This is a genomic window from Bacillus sp. WMMC1349, from assembly GCF_013155385.1.
Taxonomy (GTDB): Bacteria; Bacillota; Bacilli; order Bacillales; family Bacillaceae; genus Bacillus.
In genome coordinates, this window is record NZ_JABJUQ010000007.1 from 2,614,259 (window position 1) to 2,633,655 (window position 19,397).

The window sequence follows — 19,397 nt, forward strand, 5'->3', positions numbered from 1 at the left end:
CCCTTTTATTTTAATTCGACAATCGTAACTCCTGATCCTCCTTCTCCCGCTTCACCGAATCGGGTCTTTTTTACATTTCTGTGAGATTTCAAAAGATCTTGAACACCTTTTCTAAGTGCACCGGTTCCTTTTCCATGAATAATTGATACCCTTGGATAGCCGGCGAGAATGGCATCATCCAAATATTTTTCGACACGGTGAAGCGCGCTGTCATAGCGCTCTCCTCTAAGATCGAGTTCAAGTGATACGTGATAATCTTTTCCTTTAACCGCAGCAATTGATGTTTGTTTCTCTTGTTCAGGTGCTGATTTTATAAATTCAAGGTCTTTTTCTTTTACTTTCATTTTCAGAATCCCGATTTGGACATTCCATTCATTAGCACCTGTTTTTTCAAGCAATGTTCCTTTTTGACCAAAGCTCAAAACTGTGACTTCATCACCCTGTTTTAATTCCCTCTTGCTGCTTTTTTTCTGAACCGGTTTCTTTGCCTTTTCAAATGAAGGCACAGCACTTTCCAAACGTTTTTTTGCTTCAATCAACTCATGGTCTTTAAACGTTTTTTGCTCTGCCTTTATCATTCGCAGAGAGCGGATAATGTCATCAGCTTCTTTCATCGCTTCCTTGACTTTTTCAGCTGCCTTTTGTTCAGCTTGCTCATACAGCCGGTCTTTTTTCTCCTGCCATTCGTTGATTTGCTTTTGTAGATCGCGATGAAGCTTTTCAGCCTCAGTACGGATCGCTTCCGTTTCAGTCAGTTCTGCTTCCGCTCGTTTTTTACTGTCTTCCAGTGATGCGATCATCGTGTCGACTTCATTGTGTTCAGTCGTCATTTCTGACTTCGCACGACCAATTACATGCTCAGGAAGACCTAGCCGTTTTGAAATTTCAAATGCATTGCTTCGACCGGGCACACCGATTAACAATTTATAAGTTGGCGAAAGGGTTTCGATATTAAATTCAACACTTGCATTGATTACATTTTCGCGATTATAGCCGTATGCTTTCAGTTCAGGATAATGAGTTGTAGCGATGACGCGCGCTCCTGTTTGGTACACTTCGTCAAGAATACTGATCGCAAGTGCGGCCCCTTCCTGAGGATCTGTTCCTGCTCCCAGCTCATCAAATAATATCAAGCTGTTTTCTGTCATATCTTCCAAAATGTCAACAATGTTGACCATATGCGAAGAGAACGTACTTAAGCTTTGTTCAATCGATTGTTCATCACCGATATCGGCAAAGACTTGATCAAATACCGCTATTTCCGACCCCTCTTCTGCCGGAATATGAAGCCCGGATTGTGCCATCAATGTCAATAAACCGAGTGTTTTCAGGGTAACTGTTTTTCCACCTGTATTTGGTCCAGTGATCACAATTGTTGTGTAATCTCCCCCAAGTACTATATCATTTGGAACAACCTCTTTGATGGGCAATAATGGATGTCGTGCTTGAATCAATCTGACATAGCCGCGGTCATTTACACTTGGTTTGACTGCTTTTGTCGCCTTTGCGTATTTTGCTTTTGCAAAAATGTAGTCTAGAATTTGCAAAATGTGTACATCATGAAAAAGCTCAGCCGTGTGTTCAGCTGTTTTTTCAGTCAGCATCCGTAGTATCCGTTCGATTTCTTGTGTCTCATTTACTTTTGCTTGACGAAGCGAATTGTTCATATCAACGATCGCTTGAGGCTCAATAAACAATGTTGCACCTGAAGAGGACTGATCTTGAACGATTCCTCCATAGCTTGACCTGTATTCCTGTTTAACCGGAATCACGAAGCGGTCATTGCGGATCGTGACGATCGTATCTGAAAGCATTTTTTGTGCTGAAGATGATCGCAGCATCGCTTCAAGTCTGTCTCTAATCCTTGATTCAAGCGTCCGTAACTGTGTCCTAATTCCTCTTAATTTTTCTGAGGCACTGTCAAGTACTTCTCCATAGTCATCGATACATGATTGAATCGCTTTTTCTAACTCTGACAGCGGGATCAGTTTTTCCGCATACTGGTGAAGAAAAGGAATCTCAAGTCCATCAGCAAACAGACTTTCTAGAAAATGCTTCATTTGTTTTGTCGCATATAAAAGACCCGATATTTCAGTAAACTCCGCCGGACTTAAAACACTGCCAATCTCTACTCTTTTTATCGCTTTCCTAATATCAGTCAAACCGCCGAATGGGGCATTTCCTTTTAATCGTATAACGGTAGCAGCCTCATCGACTTCTTCTTGCAGCTTTTTCACCTCATCTAACGAACATGACGGTATAAGATCAAAAATGATTTCTTTGCCTAAAGATGAAGCTGTATATTCCGCAAGCTGTTCCTTTACTTTATCAAATTCAAGTGCTGATAGCGCTTTTTGTTGCAAAATCAATTAAACCTCCTTAAGAACGATGGCGCGATAAAAACGTACGGACCTCTTCAAGAGAACGAGCATTCAATACGTTCGCTTTTTGAGTCCATCCTTTTCTCGCTGCCATAACACCTGTTTTCATATCATATAGCATGTCCTTGCTATGGGCATCTGTATTAATGACGAGCGTCACCCCGGCAGCATTCGCTTTGAGCAGATGCTCCATTCTAAGATCGAGCCGCGCAGGGTTAGCATTTAATTCTAATGCTGTGTTTGTTTTTTTCGCGAGCTCAATCAGTTGATCGATATCGACTTCATAGCCCGCTCGTCTTCCAATGAGGCGACCTGTTGGGTGAGCAATGATATCAACGTGCTGATTCATTAGGGCTTGTTCCAGTCGTTTCATGATAACATGCTGCGGCTGAGAAAAGTTTGAATGGATCGAAGCGATAACAAGATCCATTTCTGCTAGCAGTTCATCATCATAATCGAGTGTTCCATCAGGTAGAATATCCATCTCAACACCCTTAAAAATATGGAAATGAGTAAATTCTTTGTTCAATTTATCAATTTCCTTCGCTTGCTTTCGCAGTCTTTCAGGTGTTAAACCATTGGCAACTTTTAAATATTGCGAATGATCGGTTATGGCCATATATTGATAGCCTTTCGCTATACAGGCCTCAGCCATTTCTCTAATTGAGTAAGCACCATCACTCCACGTTGAGTGCATATGGAGATCACCCTTTATATCTTCAATCGAAACCAGACCTAGATGATCTTGATATATTTCAACTTCTTTCCCAGACTCTCTCAGTTCAGGAGGGATAAAGGGTAGTCCAAAGTGTGCAAAAAATTCTTTTTCACTAGAAAAGGTTTGGATGTCTCCTGTTTCAATGTTCTCGACCCCATATTCACTAATTCTTTCGCCTTTTTCTTTAGCAAGTTGGCGCATTTTAATATTGTGATCTTTAGAACCCGTAAAATGGTGGAGTGCTGTCGGAAACTGGTCTTCAGTCACCAGGCGGAAGTCAGCGCTGATTTCTGATTCAAATTGAAATAAAAGCGATACTTTCGTATCTCCTGCTGCAATGACTTCTTTCACATTTGAAAGATTTAACAGACCTTCGCGAACAAGGCTGTGATCAGTGACTGCAATCATATAATCAAGATCTTTCACCGTTTCTTTAGCTCGCCGCAGGCTTCCGGCTCGTGAAAATTTTATCAGACCGGGCAGCCCATTGAGCTGTTCTTCAATTTCTTCTGCAACTGCTAAAGCAATTCCAATCGGGTATCGTTCTGGTCGTTTCCCTACTTCACCTAAAGCTTGAAGAATCTTTTCTTCCGTTTTTTTTCCGAACCCAGCCAGTCCTTGAACTTTGTGCTCTTCACAAGCTTCCTTTAATGAAGACATATCACTGACACCCAACTCTTGATATAGTTTAGCAATTTTTTTACCGCCAAGCCCTGGCAATTTCAACAGTGGAATCAGTCCCTCTGGAACCTCCTTTTTTAAACGTTCGAGTGTTCCAGATACCCCTTGATCTATGTATTCCTTGATGACAGCATATGTTCCTTTGCCAATTCCAGAAAGAGACATCATATCATCGATTTCAGACAGGCTGCGGTCATCTTGTTCAAGGGCTGCAGCTGCTTTTCTGAAAGCGGATATTTTGAAAGGGTTGTCTCCTTTTAGTTCCATATACATTGCAATCGTTTCAAGCAATCGAATAACATCTTTTTTATGCATGTTTTCACCTCTTCGTATCCCGTGTCCTAGTACTAATCATACAAATTTTTAGATATTCCGACAACAAACCAGCAGATTGGCTTTAAAAAAACTCCCCCGAAAAACAGAGAAGCTTTACTAAGATCCGTACTGATGCATCATTTGTTCTAGCAAGTTTGACAAAAACGGTGTTTTATAAACAATCAAATCAGCCAGCATCGAGCTAGCCATCATATTGTGCAACTCATCAATTGGCAAGAGCGCACCGACAAATAAAATGATAAAAACAAATAAATAAATTTCTACTAAGCCAAGCAGAGCTCCAAGTATCTGATTGATCTGCTTAATGACTGGGATCCGTGCAACAGCATCTAAAAATGATGCAGCAATTCGCAAAAGAATGATTGTCAGGATAAAAAGAATGAGAAAGGCAATCATGTTGTAATAAGCGCTTTTAAGACTGCCATTAAAAAATGAAAATGCTGCCTGACCACCTGAAAAATCCGGCGCTGGAATCCAGCTAAGTTTTGGGGCAAGATCACTATAATAGACTCCTGCTACAGCGATGGCAACAATGAATGTCACCAGGCGGATACATTGGCGAATAAAGCCTCTTTTAAGACCGATCAATAGGCCGGAAAACAGTAATATGATAATGATGGTATCTAACATCGTGATGTTCAATCCTTTTCTTTTAGTTGTCCTTTTAATCTTTCAAGTTCTTCTTTCAATTTCAAATAATCATGTACTACATTCACAGCTGTTAATACAGCAAGTTTATTTATATCAAGATACGGATTTTTTTCATTGATTTCTCTCATTTTATCATCCACAATTGAAGCAACGTGCCTCATATGGCTTTTCGTTTCATCGCCGACAATTGTGAATTGCTGACCGTATATGTCAACTGTTGTTTTTATTTTGCGACCATCAGACAACGTTTCTCCTCCATTCTGATTGCGAGAATCCTAGTTTCTATCATAACATGTTTAGAGATTGAATGAAACGATCAGCCCTGCTGTGATGATACATCTGTGAATATATTGTACGCCCCATTCGTTCGTTTTAAAAAGGAGATGAAGTTCATGTCACATTCAGTTTTAAAAGTAAGCCAATCTGTCATAGAAAACATGAAAACATATTATCAAGCTGATATCACTTCCCTTTCTATCCAAGGAGCCGTTTTTCAGGCAAAACCTCAAGGTTGCACCATTACAGCATATCGATCTGGAAAGGTTTTGTTCCAAGGAAAAAATGCTGGTAAGGAGGCAGAGCGCTGGAATGAAGCTGCCGAGAGACCCACGGACAAAAAAACGGTTTCCAAAAAAAGTATACCTTCCATCTATCAACCGCCCGAAGGTATTAGTTCAATGTCTGTCATCGGCTCTGATGAGGTTGGAACAGGAGACTATTTCGGCCCAATGACCGTTGCCTGTGTATATGCTGAAAAAACAAAACTTCCGCTTTTACAAGAACTTGGTGTCAAGGATTCAAAACATTTGAAAGACCCGCAAATCATTCAAATTGCGCGTGACTTAATTAAAACAGTCCCTTACAGCCTCTTGGTCTTGAGGAATGAAAAGTATAATGAAATGCAGGAAAAAGGAATGAGTCAAGGAAAAATGAAAGCCCTCCTGCACAACCAAGCGATTACAAACCTCCTTAAAAAACTGGATGGAACACGCCCAGAGGCGATTTTAATCGACCAATTTGCTGAACCGACCGTTTATTTTAAACACCTTGCAGGCAAAACTGCCATCAAAGAGCAGACATATTTTAGTACAAAAGCAGAAGGCATCCACCTCTCTGTCGCTGCTGCATCGATTATCGCCCGCTATTCATTTTTAATGGAGATGGACAAGCTTTCGAAAGTAGCGGGAATCACGCTGCCTAAAGGAGCGGGAGCATTAGTAGATCAAGCAGCGGCAAAGCTGATTAGACAAAAAGGTGTGACTGTGCTTCGTCAGTTTACAAAACTGCATTTTGCAAATACGGAGAAAGCAAAACGGATGGTATAGAGCTGAGAACGGGTCATATTTTCCCAAGTGAGCCTCAAGAGCTACATTTCAATCGTGTCATGCAAAATATTGAAAATCTAGATTTAAAGGTGATCAAACAGAAAGATTGATAAAAATATGACTGAGTGGTGGGTTGCATTATATTGGTGCATCCCGCTTCAGCCGTTGATATGACAAATAATCGAGTGAAATATTAACGTGAAATCGGACGAACCAGTCCTAAAAAAAATAGCCAGCCCCGACTTGATCGAGAACTGGCTTTACATCGCTTTCTTTTATCCTCTCAACACAGCTTGATACGCATCCTCGAGCGCTTTCAGCACTTGACTGTGAATTTCTGTGACTTCTTCCTCTGTCAACGTTTGTTCCGGATTTAAGTATTGCAGGCTAAAAGCGACCGATTTTTTGCCTTTTTCCATATGTTCGCCTTCATAAACATCAAAGACATGCACTTCATTCAATAATTTGCCCCCAGCTTTTTTAATGACATCCTCAAGTTGACCACTTGTAATCTCTTTGCTGACGACTAGTGCAATATCCCGTGTAACAGAAGGATACCTCGGTATAGCCGTATATGTGATATCTGCTACATCCAGTGCAAACAGTTCATGCAGATCAAGCTCAAAGATATAAGTTTCAGGGAGATCCAGTTCTTTCTCAAAGAATGGATGAAGCTGGCCGATGAAGCCGACTAAAGCCCCGTTGTATAATATATTGGCTGTCCGTCCTGGGTGTAGCTCTTTTCTTTCAGATTGAACAAACTCGATTCCTTCATGAATACCAAGCTTTTCTAACAGGCCTTCGACAAGTCCTTTCATAACAAAGAAGTCTACCAACTTTTTCTCACCTTGCCAAAGGTTTTTATGCCATAGTCCAGTGACAGCCCCAGCAACATGTTCTTTTTCAACCGGTTTTGTTTGTTCTTCCACTTTATAGAAAACAGAACCGATTTCGTAAAAAGCTACTGAGTCGCTTTGCCTTGCCAAGTTGTAAGCAGCTGAATCAAGCAAATTCGGGAGCAGACTTTGTCTTAAGACACTTCTTTCCTCACTCATTGGCAATGAAAGGAACGTTTTAAATGACTTTTCAAGAGAAAAGGCAGTTGCTTTTTTGTCATTTGTTAATGAGTATGTGATGGCTTGAGAAAGACCCGCTCCCTCTAAGAAACGTCTAACTTTTCGCCGCTTTGCTTGATAAGAGGTCAACCCACCAGCAAAACCTGTTAATTCAGGAAGTGTAGACGGAATATTATCATACCCGTATAGTCTAGCAACCTCTTCAATTAAATCTTCTTCAATTGTAATATCGCCTCTTCTCGACGGAACAGTGACGATCAAATCAACCTCTGATGTTTGAATAGAAAAACCTAGCTTTTCAAAAATATGAACCATTTCTTCTTGACTGATCGACATACCAAGAACTTTTGTTACTTTTTCACTGGACAGACTGATGGTATTTTCTTTGATAGCAAGATGATCTTCTACAACCGTCCCTTCTAAAACGACACCGCCCGCGTATTGACTGATCAAATCCGCTGCACGTTCTGCAGCAAGCAGCACACGCGCTGGATCAATTCCTTTTTCAAACCGGATGCTTGACTCACTGCGAAGACCAAAATCTTTGGAAGCCTTACGGACTGTCTGACCATTAAAGTATGCCGCCTCAAGCAAAATCATTGTTGTATCTTCGCGAACTTCAGATTCTGCTCCCCCCATCACACCAGCGACAGCCTGCGGAATTGAACCATTTGTAATGACAAGGTGCTCAGGTGTTAACGTTCTTTCCTGTTCATCAAGTGTGACAATCGTTTCATTTTCGAAAGCTTTCCGGACAACAACTTCTTTTGAACCGAAGCGATGATAATCAAAAGCATGGAGCGGTTGACCGTATTCGAGAAGAACAAAGTTGGTAATATCAACAACATTATTGTGCGGTCTAATTCCAGCGTTGATCAGCTTTGTTTGCATCCACAGTGGGGATGGACCAATTTTGACATCCTTGATCATTTTTGCTGCATATAAAGGATTAGCTTTCTTATCATCGATCTTGACCGAGATATAATCTGCCGCTTTTTCATTTCCTGCTTGATAAGAAATTTCTGGAATCTTGACTTTACGACCAAGGATTGCTGCTACTTCATAAGCAACACCAAGCATATTCATCGCATCAGCACGGTTTGGTGTAAGCCCGAGTTCGAGTACCGCATCATCAAGCGCCAAGTTTTCAAGTGCATTAGTGCCTGTTTCAGTCTCACTTGGAAATACGAAAATCCCTTCCGCATATTCTTTTGGTACAAGTTTCCCTTGGATACCAAGCTCTTGTAAAGAACAGATCATCCCATGTGATGCTTCACCGCGAAGCTTCGCTTTTTTAATTTTAAAATTTCCCGGCAACACTGCACCGACAGTGGCAACGGCTACCTTTTGGCCTTTATCAACATTTGGAGCCCCACAGATGATTTGAACAGGCTCATCAACACCAATATCGACAAGACACTTGTTTAATTTATCGGCGTTTGGATGCTGTTCACGTTCAAGAACATGCCCGATCACAACACCTTTTATCCCTTCGCCTTTATATTCAATTCCTTCAACTTCGATTCCGCTTCTCGTTATTTTTTCAGCAAGTATTTCAGGATTCATTCCGTCTAAATCTACGTATTCTTCCAACCATTTATATGAAACAAACATTGTGCGTCCTCCTTTTAAGCCTGTTTAAACTGGGATAAAAATCTAACATCGTTTGTATAAAAGTGACGAATATCATCAATACCATATTTCAGCATCGCGATCCGTTCCACACCCATTCCAAATGCAAATCCTTGATATTCTTTAGAATTGAATCCTGCCATTTCAAGCACATTCGGATGCACCATTCCCGCGCCAAGTATTTCAATCCAACCGGTTTGTTTACAAACCGAACATCCATTCCCCTCGCATTTGAAACAGGAGACATCCACTTCGACAGATGGTTCTGTAAACGGGAAGAAACTTGGGCGTAATCTAATTTCACGTTCTTCACCGAACATCTTTTTCGCAACCGTTTCAAGTGTTCCTTTCAGGTCACTCATACTGATATTGTGATCCACACAAAGCCCTTCAATCTGCATAAACTGGTGGGAGTGTGTTGCATCATCATGATCACGGCGGTACACTTTTCCCGGACAAATGATTTTTACAGGACCTTTTCCTTGGTGTTTTTCTAGAGTACGTGTTTGAACTGGTGAAGTTTGCGTTCTCATCAGTGTATCTTCGGTAATGTAAAAACTATCCTGCATATCACGGGCCGGATGTTCTTTTGGAAGGTTGAGTGCCTCAAAATTGTAATAATCTGTTTCTACTTGAGGACCTTCTTCAACGGAATAACCCATACTAATAAACAGGTCTTCAATGTCTTCGACAACAATTGTCAATGGATGCGTAGCACCTGTTTTGACAGGGCTTCCTGGAAGTGTCACATCAATCGTTTGCTCTTTTAGCTTTCTTTTGACTTCTTCCTCTTCAAGTTTGGCATTTTTTTCAGCAATAGCAGCGGCAATTGTTTCCCTGACTTCGTTTGCCAATGCGCCCATTTTTGGTCTTTCTTCTGCTGAAAGCTTTCCCATTCCCCGAAGCACTTCTGTAATCGGACCTTTTTTCCCAAGATATGCAACTCTGACATCATTGACTGTTTTTAAAGAATCTGCAGCTACTACTTTAGCAATTGCTTCTTTTTCAAGCCGTTTTAACTCTTCTTGCATTTTTGAATTCCTCCTTTTATGTAAAAAACCTAATTTTCGGCAATAAAAAAGCCCCTTTCCGAATGAAAGGGACGAATCGTGGCCCGTGGTACCACCCTTTTTAAGAAACAAAAAAACTTTGCTTCCTCACTTCATTAATATAACGGACGATTGAATCCGGTTCACCTTTACACATCCAGTGATGTGGTCCAAGTGACAACTCAAGAGGTGAAACGTTTTTTAACCTGCCATAAAAATGCTTTCAGTCAAGGCACTTTTTCCCTAAAAAGGCATCACGGTCAAAAACAGCCTCTATCACTGTTTTTACATATAATAAATTTAATTATAGTGAATTATATCGTCTGATGCAATGGTTATCCGCGAAGATGATAAAGTAATATCGCTGTGGCAGCTGCCACATTGAGAGACTCCGCTTTACCATAGATCGGAACGAAAAGATTGCGGTCAGTTTGGGTTAGCATTTCTGGATCAACACCTGAACCTTCATTTCCGATTAAAAGGGCGAATGACTGTGATGGTTTCACCTCTTGATAGGGAATTGCATTTTGCAGCGCAGTCCCATATACAGGGATGTTTTTCTGTTTTAGTTGTTCCATTAATTCAGAAAGCTCAAATTTTATGATCGGTAGGTGAAAATGTGATCCTTGGGCAGATCTCAGTGTTTTGCCATTGTATGGATCGACCGTCCCAGGGCTGAGAACGACAGCATCGATCCCAGCGGCATCGGCTGTCCGAATGATCGTTCCTAAATTGCCGGGATCTTGGACTCGATCGGCAAGCAACAATTTTTCATATTGGAAAGGATTGTTCTCCGTTTCCGACATTCGACAAACGGCTGCAACAGTTTGAGGTGTCTCTGTTTCGGTGATTTCTGTAAAAGCATCCTCACTTAGGATGTAGCAAGAAACAGATAGATCCAGACCATCTGGAAAATTCGCTTCCTCTGTAACCATCACTTCCAAGACAATCCCAGGGGTTTTCAGTGCTTCCTCGACAAGGTGCTCCCCTTCAATGATATAAGTATTGGTTTTGGTTCGCTCTTTCTTGCTATGAAGTTTTTTCCAATCTTTGACTTTTTGGTTTTTAGCAGATTCAATTCGTTTCAAAGCGTTTGACTCCTTTGTCTGACAATAGCTACATTATATCTCATCATTGATACATATTAAACCTGTCAATCGTGCAGAATAGTAAAAACAAGTGATGAATGGAGTGAAAGTGAAAATGGATTTAAATTTAAGAAACGCAGTTATTTCTAATGTCACAGGAAATACACAAGATCAACTAAAGTCTACAATTATCGATGCGATTCAAAGCGGTGAAGAGAAGATGCTGCCCGGTTTAGGCGTTTTGTTTGAAGTGATTTGGAAGCACGCTTCAGATTCGGATAAAGTCGAAATGCTCGAAACTTTAGAGCAAGGATTAAAAACACCATAAACCGGAGGCCGTTTGTGCCCCCGGTTTCATTATTAACGAGGAATAGATGGTTCCATTCTTAAGGTAGGATCACGCCACATTTCAATCCATTTTTTTAGTGCACTAACCATAATAATCAATCCCAAAAGAAGCATGATAATCGATAATATACCGTTTAACATACTATAGCCAGCAGCTTCCGCGTTAAAATAAACGTGGCTGATCATCCAGTATCCTGCATAATTAACAGTGATATATAAATAGCTTAGCGGGATCAGACATGTCAACATATAGCGCCGTTTATCCGCAATTTTCAGGATGACAGTCGCTCCGATAATGAGACCGACAGATGCCATCAGTTGATTGGAGACACCGAACAGTGCCCAAATCGAACTAATGTCACCGGAATATAGTAAATATCCCCACATGAAACAGGCAAGTGCACTTGCAATGACTGAACCCGGGAGCCAGTCCGTTCTTTTAAGCGGTTTGTATAAATCCCCAAAAAAATCTTGAATTAAATAGCGAGCCACTCTTGTTCCCGCATCAATGGCCGTTAAAATAAACACCGCCTCAAACATAATCACAAACTGGAAAAAATATGATGATAAATGACTGAAAAATGGAACATCAGTAAAAATGTAAGTCATACCAACAGCAAGTGTAACGGCTCCGCCTGTTCGCCCCTCTAAATTCAGACCAATTTCCTTACTGAGCTCAGGTAAATGCACAACATCAATGCCAAGTGTCCGAAACATTTCCGGAGAACTGTTAATGGCAAAATAATCACCTGGTTGTAAGGCTGTCGCCGCAATCAAAGCCATAATGCCCACTAAACACTCGACAAGCATTGCTCCAAAAGCAACAAACTTCATATCACTCCATTTGTTTAACATTTTCGGTGTCGTACCTGAACCAACAAATGCGTGAAACCCGGAGATTGCCCCACAAGCAATCGTAATCGAAATAAACGGCCAAACAGGTCCTGGTGAGACAGGTCCACCGCCACCTGTAAACTCTGTAAAGGCTGGAAATGGGATTGCCGGATTGACGATAAACACCCCAGCAATCAAAGCAATGAAGACACCGATTTTCATAAAACTGCTTAAATAATCACGAGGTGCAAGCAGAAGCCAAACAGGCAGTGCAGCTGCAAAAAATGCATAAATCGGCAGTACGATCGCAAGTGTCTTTGTGTCAAGTGTCAACACTTCACCGAGCGGCGTATTGGCAATAGACGGTCCAACAAATACACCAATCATTAGCAACATGAACCCTACTGTTGATGCCAGTTTTAAGTTGCCTGTTTTTTTATAAAACAAACCAACACCCATAGCTATCGGGATCGTGATGGCAACAGAAAACGTCCCCCACGGGTTATGTTCGAGCGCGTGGAGGACAACCATTGATAAGCCTGCCATAGTAATCGTAATAATGAATAGCATGGCAAGCCCTGTGCAGAATCCGGCAACAGGTCCCAGCTCCTCTTTCGCCACTTCTGACAGCGACTTCCCATTTCTTCGCATTGAAGCAAATAATACGACAAGATCATGAACCGCTCCCCCAATCACTGCTCCGATTAACAACCACAACAACCCAGGTAAATAGCCGAATTGTGCCGCTAAAATCGGTCCGACAAGCGGTCCTGCTGCTGCAATAGCTGCAAAATGATGTCCAAAAGACACCCATTTGTTTGTCGGTACATAATCTTTGCCATCTTCCTGAAGATGAGCAGGTGTCGGTTTGTCATCGTTCACCTTCAACACTTTCACCATCATAAATGTTCCGTATAAACGGTAGGCGATCGCCAATAGACAAATAGACGCGATCACAATCGTAATAGCATTCATCCAATTTCTCCCCCCTCGTATCCTTTTTAACATATCTCATATTTTTTGTAAGCGCAATCATTTGTTTGATACGTTCGTTAAAAATCTGAACTCGTTATTGAATGCCGAAAGGAAAAAGCTTTACATCTGTTTATGGCATTGGGCATACAGTCAACCTTTTACCCCTATTATCTAAGAAATTTGATTAAAACTAGTGTGGATGAATGAAATCGGGAAGTTTGCTCGCTTTCCGCGAGACCCCGCAGGAGGCTCCAATGTCTCTGATCCATGTTGATCATCATCTTTAAACTTAATTATTTCAAAAAATTCCGGTACCAATAACACCATTACACCTTCTGGAGCCAACCATGTAATATGGAGTAGTGAATCATGTTTTTTCTGTACAAAATAGTAAACACCTTCAATTATAATCAATTGAAGGTGCACTTCTATATTATGCTGTTTTATGATTTCTTCAATCTCAACACATTCCAGGAAAGCTTCGGCAGACGAGACTTAAGTATACCATCACACACATGAGCATCTCCGCAGCTGTGTGGAACTACATTGTTTCTGTTTTCTTGGTTGGTTCCTTTCACATCATCATGTTTAAGAACGATATGTTCTATCACAGTATAGCCAGCAAAGCTCCTCATATCTGCTTCCAAGTCTAAGCTGCTGTCAGTCGCCCGGTTGACCGCAAAAACGGTTAACTCTTCGGCTTCTTCATTGAAAACAGAGACAGACTCTAAGTACGGTACATCTGTAAAGTCTTTACTGTCATACTTTGGAGATGAAACAACTGATTGCAATACAGTTCCCCGTCCATAAATAGAAGCATGCATAAATGGATAGAAAATTGTCTGACACCAAGCCTCTCCACCTTTGTCAGTCATAATCGGCGCAATCACATTGACTAGCTGAGCCAAGCAGGCAATTTTGACACGATCTGCATGCTTTAGCATTGTGATGAGCATACAACCGACCAGCAGGGCATCCTCAAAGTTGTATATGTCTTCAAGAAGGTGTGGTGCTTTTGACCAGCGCTCAATTTCTTTGTCTTGCTCGTTAGAATGATACCAGACATTCCATTCATCATAAGAAAGATGGATCGTTTTCTTACTGCGTTTTTTCGCCTTCATATAGTCACAGACAGCTACAACCGTTTTGATGAAATGGTCCATATCAAGCGATTTTGCCAAATAGTTGGACAGATCATTTTCTTGGTTTCCATAATAGGAATGCAGAGAAATATACTCAACATGTTCATACGTATGATCAAGCACAGTCGTTTCCCAGTCAATAAATGTCGGGATTGCACTGCCAGAGCTTCCACAGGCAACCAGTTCAATCGATGGATCTGTCCACTTCATCACTTTTGCAGTTTCGGCAGCAAGTCTTCCATATTCAGCGGCTGTTTTATGACCGATCTGCCATGGTCCATCCATCTCATTCCCGAGACACCATGTTTTAATGTTGTGCGGCTCTTTATATCCGTGAGACTTTCTAAGATCACTGTAGTATGATCCTGAAGGATGGTTGCAATATTCTACAAGATTGCGAGCTGCGTCAATTCCTCTCGTCCCAAGGTTAACCGCCATATTCACCTCGGCTCCGACCAACTTCGCCCAATCCATAAATTCATTTGTACCGATTAAGTTTGGTTCTGTCGTTCCCCAGGCCAGATCAAGTCTTGTCGGACGTTTTTCGACAGGACCAACACCGTCCTCCCAGTTATATCCTGATACAAAGTTTCCACCTGGATAGCGAATAAACGGTACTTTCAACTCTTTTACTAATTTAATAACATCTTTTCGGAAACCAGCTTCATCAGCTTCAGGATGACCGGGCTCATAAATTCCTTCATAGACAGCTCTGCCAAGGTGTTCAACAAATGAGCCATAAATCCGCGGATCAACTTCAGCAACTTTATATTGTTTATCAATCGTCATTTTCGCTTTCTTTTCAGTCAAATTAACCATTCCTTTCAGATTTGATTACCCTTTAATTCCACCAGCAGTAAGGCCTGAAATAAAATATTTTTGGAAAAACAAGAAAATCAAGATAACAGGCAAAATCGCCAGGACAGATCCTGAAATGAGCATGTCATAGTTGTTTCCATACGGACTAAGTAAAGTAGATAATCCGATTGGAAGCGTAAACATTTCTTTTGACCGTAAAACAATTAATGGCCATAAAAAATTGTTCCAGCTGTTTAATGATTGAAGAATGATCATTGCACCAAAAGCCGGCTTCATGAGCGGTGCCATAATCCGGAAGAAAATCCCGAATTCTGTGCAACCATCCATCCTTGCTGAATCAAGCAAATCTTTCGGTAAACCGAGCGCATACTGCCTAAAGAAAAATACAGCGACAGGAGACACAATAAACGGGAGAATGACGCCGGTATATGTGTCAGAAATATGCAATGAAACTGTCATTTTAAATAACGGCAGCATTAAGATTTCAATTGGTACCATCATGATCAAGAGCACAAGAACAAACAGCAGATTTTTCCCTTTAAACTGATATACAGCAAGCCCGTATCCAACTAATGAAGAAAACAACAGTGTTAAAACGGTGGAAATGACCGTAAGGAACAAGCTGTTTGTGAACCATTTAAAATAGATGCTTCCACCGTTAAACAAATATGCATAGTTATCAAGGCTTAAAATATCGGGATCTAGCTTTAAATTAAGCCCGAACCGAAGCAATTCTGATGATGGTTTTAGCGAGCCGAGCAACAAACAGAGAAGCGGAAATACAAACAAAAAACTCAAAATTGCAAACAGAAAAATAGAAGCTATTTTTGCAATGTTTAAACCTCTGGCAGGACCCATTAATAGCCCTCCTTTTTAAATGAACCAGACAGTTTTAATGAAATCAGACTTGCGATTAAAATGATGAGCAAAAGCACAATGCCAATCGCTGAGCCATAGCCCATATTGTTGTAAGCAAGACCTTGTTGATAAATATATCCGACCATCGTCAATCCGATATTTCCTGGAGAGTTGTTTTGCCATAGCACATAGCTTTCTTCAAACATCCGAAAACCGCCAATAATGCTAATGGTTAAAACATAAACGGTGACGGGTTTTAAAAATGGTAGTGTAATATGATAAAACTTCTTCAAAGTGCCGGCCCCATCCATTTCTGCTGCTTCATACAAATCCTTCGGAACATTTTGCAAGCCAGCCAAGAAATATAGTACATTGATGCCCATCCATCTCCAAGATGCCAGCAAAACCATTAAAAACATTCCGGTATGTTCATTATTCAGCCAGTTTTGTGGTGAAGCACCAAGTTTAACTAAAATCGAATTAGCAAGTGATGTTTCCAACTCTCCAAAAATCAGCCGAAAAATAATTCCCGCTACAATCGTTGAAGTCAAAGCCGGGATGAATAAAGCGGATTTAAAGACACTTTTAAACTTCACCAGTTTTGAATTCAATAAAACTGCAAGTATAAGCGGTACAGGTATTAAAATCAATAATGTCCAAAAGGTGTATTTGATCGTGTTGAAAAGTGCGGTAAAAAAAGTAGGATTATTTAATGCTTTGTAGTTATCCAGCCCAACAAAATGAATATCTCCGGGAAGGATGCTCTGAAAACTCATAATCAAAACGCTGATAAGCGGATAAAGAAAAAATATGCAAAAGGAGATGACAAAAGGTGCTGTGAAAATGTAAGGTGCTGCTTTTGCTGAATATAGAAAACTGCTTAGTTTTCTTTTTCTGCTCACCGGCGGAATCGAATGCACTGTGTCAGTTTTAACAGTCTTCAAGTTATCGCCTCGCTTTACCGTAATGAAAGACTACTATTGGCCCTTTACTTCAGCAGCTGCATCATCCAATGCTTCTTTTGGCGATTTGCTGCCATTTTTGATCACTTCAAATAAGACATTTTTATTGACCAAATCGGAAGTTTTCGCAAAATCCTCATGGAGATAAAGCGGATTTATCTCATCTTTTATCTCGAGAAGCATAGAAAAAATCTTTGTGCCGTTTTGGAAATATTCTGTATACTTATTTTGTTGTTTTAATTCTTTTGAACTCCATACATCCCATCGTATCGGATCAAATCCAAGGACAGTCCAGAGTTTCGTATTTCCTTTTTTCGATGCTTTAGCAAATTTCAAAAATTCTTTGGCTAATTTAACTTGTTTCCCTTGTTTCGGAATGACAGTCGCAGTTCCACCCATTCCCGCTGAGCGGTCTCCACCTTTTTTCCATGCTGGTAGCGGTCTGATCGCGATCTTTCCTTTTAAATCTGGCATATAGTCTATAAACCTGCCCATATACCAGATTGGCATTAAAACAGATGCCGCCCCGCCTTGATTCATGAATCCATAGTATTCTTCACTGTGATGAAAGCCTCCTGGTGCCGTGACTGCAATTTTATCTTTCTCTTTTAAATTTTTTACAAATTCAAGTGTTTTGACGTTCGTTTCATTATTTAAAATGAATTGACCGTTTTTATCAAAGTAACCTGATCCCTGCTGAGAAATTAGTGGCAAAAACGAATTGGAATCAGTCGTTTCAATTGTCGTCATCGGCTTACCGGTTTTTTTGACAACCTTTTTGCCTGCTTTGCGATAATCATCCCAAGTTTTGATGTCATCCGGGTTGACTCCTGCTTTATTTAAAATATCCATGTTATAGTACATCACAGTCGTACCCACATGGGTTGCAAGCCCATACACTTTTCCTTTTTTACTGTAGAGGGTCAGCCGTGCTTCCACAAACTTGTCACGATCGTCTTTAACCAAAGAAGTTAGATCTTCCAAAGGAATATCTGAACCTTTCAAAAAATTAGAGAAACGTGCAAGCTCAACATCAGCAATATCAGGAAGTCCTTTTCCTGCCAAAAGTGAAATGGATAGGTTATCATGCATTTGTCCATATGGATAGACAACGGTATTTAATTTAATCTTTCGGTCAGGATATGTTTTGTTCCATTCTTTCACCATTTCTGCATAAAACTGTTCATGCAGTCCATTAAACGTCCAAAATGTCAGTTCTGTCTCATCTGCTGTTTTGCCAGTGGTGGGGCTTGCTTTGCATCCTGTTAATAAGACATTTATCGTCAACAATATCATGAAAAATGAAAGGAACTTTCTCACGTTTTAACCCCTTCCATGCTTGATCTTAGGTAAAAGATCGTATTGGTTAATTATTTTCAAACCTGTATAACGGTCTCTAAGCTGATGAGCACAAGCAAGTGCCTCTGAGAGAAGAAATTCTTCAACATCTAGTTCTTTAAATTCTGTTGGACCACCAACATGTTTCATCCATTCTGCCATCTTCTGACCGCTCGGTAGTCCTTTATAAACAGAATGAATCGTTTTTTTCATTTGGTCATCATCAATATCTACATGAATGAGTGAGTGATAAATATCTGCCAGCAGGATGGACGCGCAGCCAACCTTAGCCCCATGGAGCACCTGCCGTTTTTGATTTTCCAAAGCCTTCATCTCCAAGAAGTGTGAAAGATGATGCTCTCCTCCTGAAGCAGATCTAGAATGATCGAGCATGAGCATGACAAGACCGGAGATCACCAGTGACTCCATTAATATCCGGATGCCTTCGTGTGTCTTCTCAGCCATCTCATCGATTCGAGCGAGACATTGATCAAGCACTGATTTTGTGATCCTCACAGCTGTCGGACAATAAGGCTCCGCGTTAAGTAAACGAGAGATTTCCCAATCAGCAAGCGATGTGATTTTACCTAGCATATCTCCAAATCCAGCGGCAACCATCTGTTGTGGTGCCTCACGAAGAATGTTGATATCTGCGAACAGAGCGAGCGGTGCTGTCGTTTGAATCGTCTGTTTCTTACCATTTAAAATGAGCGGTGCTCCCGCTGAGGTAAAACCGTCCACAGATGGAGCTGTCGGTACCGAAAGAAATGGAATCCCGCGCTGATAAGCACAAAACCGAACAATATCATGAATTGTACCAGCTCCTGCAGCTATTAATACGTCTGTATCAAGCGGTATACCGATTAATGCACTGACCAATGTTCTTTCATCTGCCGTGACATCGCCAGCCTTATTTGCTTCAAGTTGAAGTGAAGTTACCTCAGCTATTCCGTTAAGAAGAGACATCAGCTGTTTACCAGCAATCTGGTCCGTTATGTTATCGCAAACAATGACTATTTTTTCGAATGAAGCCGTTTTCACAAAGGATACCAATTCTTGATCTATGGCGTGTTCATCTATGACAATTTTTTCAATCGTAAGCGGAAAGTGATCGGCTTTACAATGACATGCACCTAACGTGTTTTTCATATAAGTGATCAGGTCATTCATAAAAAGCTCCTTCC

At 40.8% G+C, this 19,397-nt stretch carries 15 protein-coding genes and 1 pseudogene; 3 read left to right on the plus strand and 13 right to left on the minus strand.

What is annotated here, in order from left to right:
• Positions 1-5 precede the first annotated feature (5 nt).
• The 4 genes from HOO54_RS15810 to zapA all read right to left on the minus strand — a co-directional run bounded on the left by HOO54_RS15810 (position 6) and on the right by zapA (position 5,012).
• Entirely contained in the window at positions 6-2,363 is a 2,358-nt protein-coding gene (locus HOO54_RS15810; RefSeq protein ID WP_172299629.1) for an endonuclease MutS2, read from the minus strand.
• A gap of 16 nt (positions 2,364-2,379) precedes the next feature.
• Complete coding sequence (gene polX, locus HOO54_RS15815) at positions 2,380-4,095, minus strand: DNA polymerase/3'-5' exonuclease PolX (protein ID WP_172296913.1); 1,716 nt, start codon at positions 4,093-4,095, stop codon at positions 2,380-2,382.
• Positions 4,096-4,212: 117 nt separating this feature from the next.
• Positions 4,213-4,746 carry a CvpA family protein gene (locus HOO54_RS15820; RefSeq protein ID WP_172296915.1) on the minus strand — a complete coding sequence of 178 codons (534 nt, stop codon included), beginning with the start codon at positions 4,744-4,746 and terminating at the stop codon, positions 4,213-4,215.
• A gap of 8 nt (positions 4,747-4,754) precedes the next feature.
• Positions 4,755-5,012: a cell division protein ZapA gene (gene zapA, locus HOO54_RS15825; RefSeq protein WP_172296917.1), complete on the minus strand. Its 258-nt coding sequence runs from the start codon at positions 5,010-5,012 to the stop codon at positions 4,755-4,757.
• A 147-nt stretch (positions 5,013-5,159) separates the two neighbouring features.
• On the opposite strand from zapA, the gene rnhC reads away from it, so the two are divergent.
• Both rnhC and HOO54_RS24415 read left to right on the plus strand, forming a co-directional pair.
• Complete coding sequence (rnhC, locus tag HOO54_RS15830) at positions 5,160-6,092, plus strand: ribonuclease HIII (RefSeq protein ID WP_172296919.1); 933 nt, start codon at positions 5,160-5,162, stop codon at positions 6,090-6,092.
• Positions 6,093-6,103: 11 nt separating this feature from the next.
• Positions 6,104-6,202, plus strand: a pseudogene (locus tag HOO54_RS24415) (hypothetical protein); the annotation flags it as partial.
• A 165-nt stretch (positions 6,203-6,367) separates the two neighbouring features.
• Here the strand turns inward: HOO54_RS24415 and pheT are convergent.
• From pheT to HOO54_RS15845, 3 genes are all read right to left on the minus strand, one after another.
• Positions 6,368-8,782, minus strand: coding sequence for a phenylalanine--tRNA ligase subunit beta (gene pheT, locus HOO54_RS15835; protein ID WP_172296921.1), 2,415 nt, complete (start codon positions 8,780-8,782; stop codon positions 6,368-6,370).
• Between the two features lie 14 nt (positions 8,783-8,796).
• A complete protein-coding gene (gene pheS, locus HOO54_RS15840; protein WP_172296923.1) occupies positions 8,797-9,831 on the minus strand; it encodes a phenylalanine--tRNA ligase subunit alpha in 1,035 nt (344 codons plus the stop codon).
• Between the two features lie 353 nt (positions 9,832-10,184).
• Positions 10,185-10,937: a TrmH family RNA methyltransferase gene (locus HOO54_RS15845; protein ID WP_172296925.1), complete on the minus strand. Its 753-nt coding sequence runs from the start codon at positions 10,935-10,937 to the stop codon at positions 10,185-10,187.
• A gap of 115 nt (positions 10,938-11,052) precedes the next feature.
• Here HOO54_RS15845 and sspI point away from each other — a divergent pair, with 115 nt between their 5' ends.
• Entirely contained in the window at positions 11,053-11,265 is a 213-nt protein-coding gene (gene sspI / locus HOO54_RS15850; RefSeq protein WP_172299631.1) for a small acid-soluble spore protein SspI, read from the plus strand.
• A 32-nt stretch (positions 11,266-11,297) separates the two neighbouring features.
• Here the strand turns inward: sspI and cstA are convergent, their stop codons facing one another.
• The 6 genes from cstA to HOO54_RS15880 all read right to left on the minus strand — a co-directional run bounded on the left by cstA (position 11,298) and on the right by HOO54_RS15880 (position 19,362).
• Positions 11,298-13,094: a carbon starvation protein CstA gene (gene cstA, locus HOO54_RS15855; protein ID WP_172296927.1), complete on the minus strand. Its 1,797-nt coding sequence runs from the start codon at positions 13,092-13,094 to the stop codon at positions 11,298-11,300.
• Positions 13,095-13,537: 443 nt separating this feature from the next.
• Positions 13,538-15,046: an arabinosylfuranosidase ArfA gene (gene arfA, locus HOO54_RS15860; protein ID WP_172296929.1), complete on the minus strand. Its 1,509-nt coding sequence runs from the start codon at positions 15,044-15,046 to the stop codon at positions 13,538-13,540.
• A 24-nt stretch (positions 15,047-15,070) separates the two neighbouring features.
• Positions 15,071-15,913, minus strand: coding sequence for a carbohydrate ABC transporter permease (locus HOO54_RS15865; protein WP_172296931.1), 843 nt, complete (start codon positions 15,911-15,913; stop codon positions 15,071-15,073).
• Positions 15,913-16,857 (minus strand): arabinooligosaccharides ABC transporter permease AraP, encoded by a 945-nt coding sequence (gene araP, locus HOO54_RS15870; protein WP_172296933.1) that lies wholly within the window; start codon positions 16,855-16,857, stop codon positions 15,913-15,915. The genes HOO54_RS15865 and araP overlap by 1 nt, the downstream gene beginning before the upstream one ends.
• A 33-nt stretch (positions 16,858-16,890) precedes the next feature.
• Positions 16,891-18,171 carry an arabinooligosaccharides ABC transporter substrate-binding protein AraN gene (gene araN, locus HOO54_RS15875; RefSeq protein WP_216664916.1) on the minus strand — a complete coding sequence of 427 codons (1,281 nt, stop codon included), beginning with the start codon at positions 18,169-18,171 and terminating at the stop codon, positions 16,891-16,893.
• A 27-nt stretch (positions 18,172-18,198) separates the two neighbouring features.
• Entirely contained in the window at positions 18,199-19,362 is a 1,164-nt protein-coding gene (locus tag HOO54_RS15880) for a sn-glycerol-1-phosphate dehydrogenase (RefSeq protein WP_253907805.1), read from the minus strand.
• Positions 19,363-19,397 lie beyond the last annotated feature (35 nt).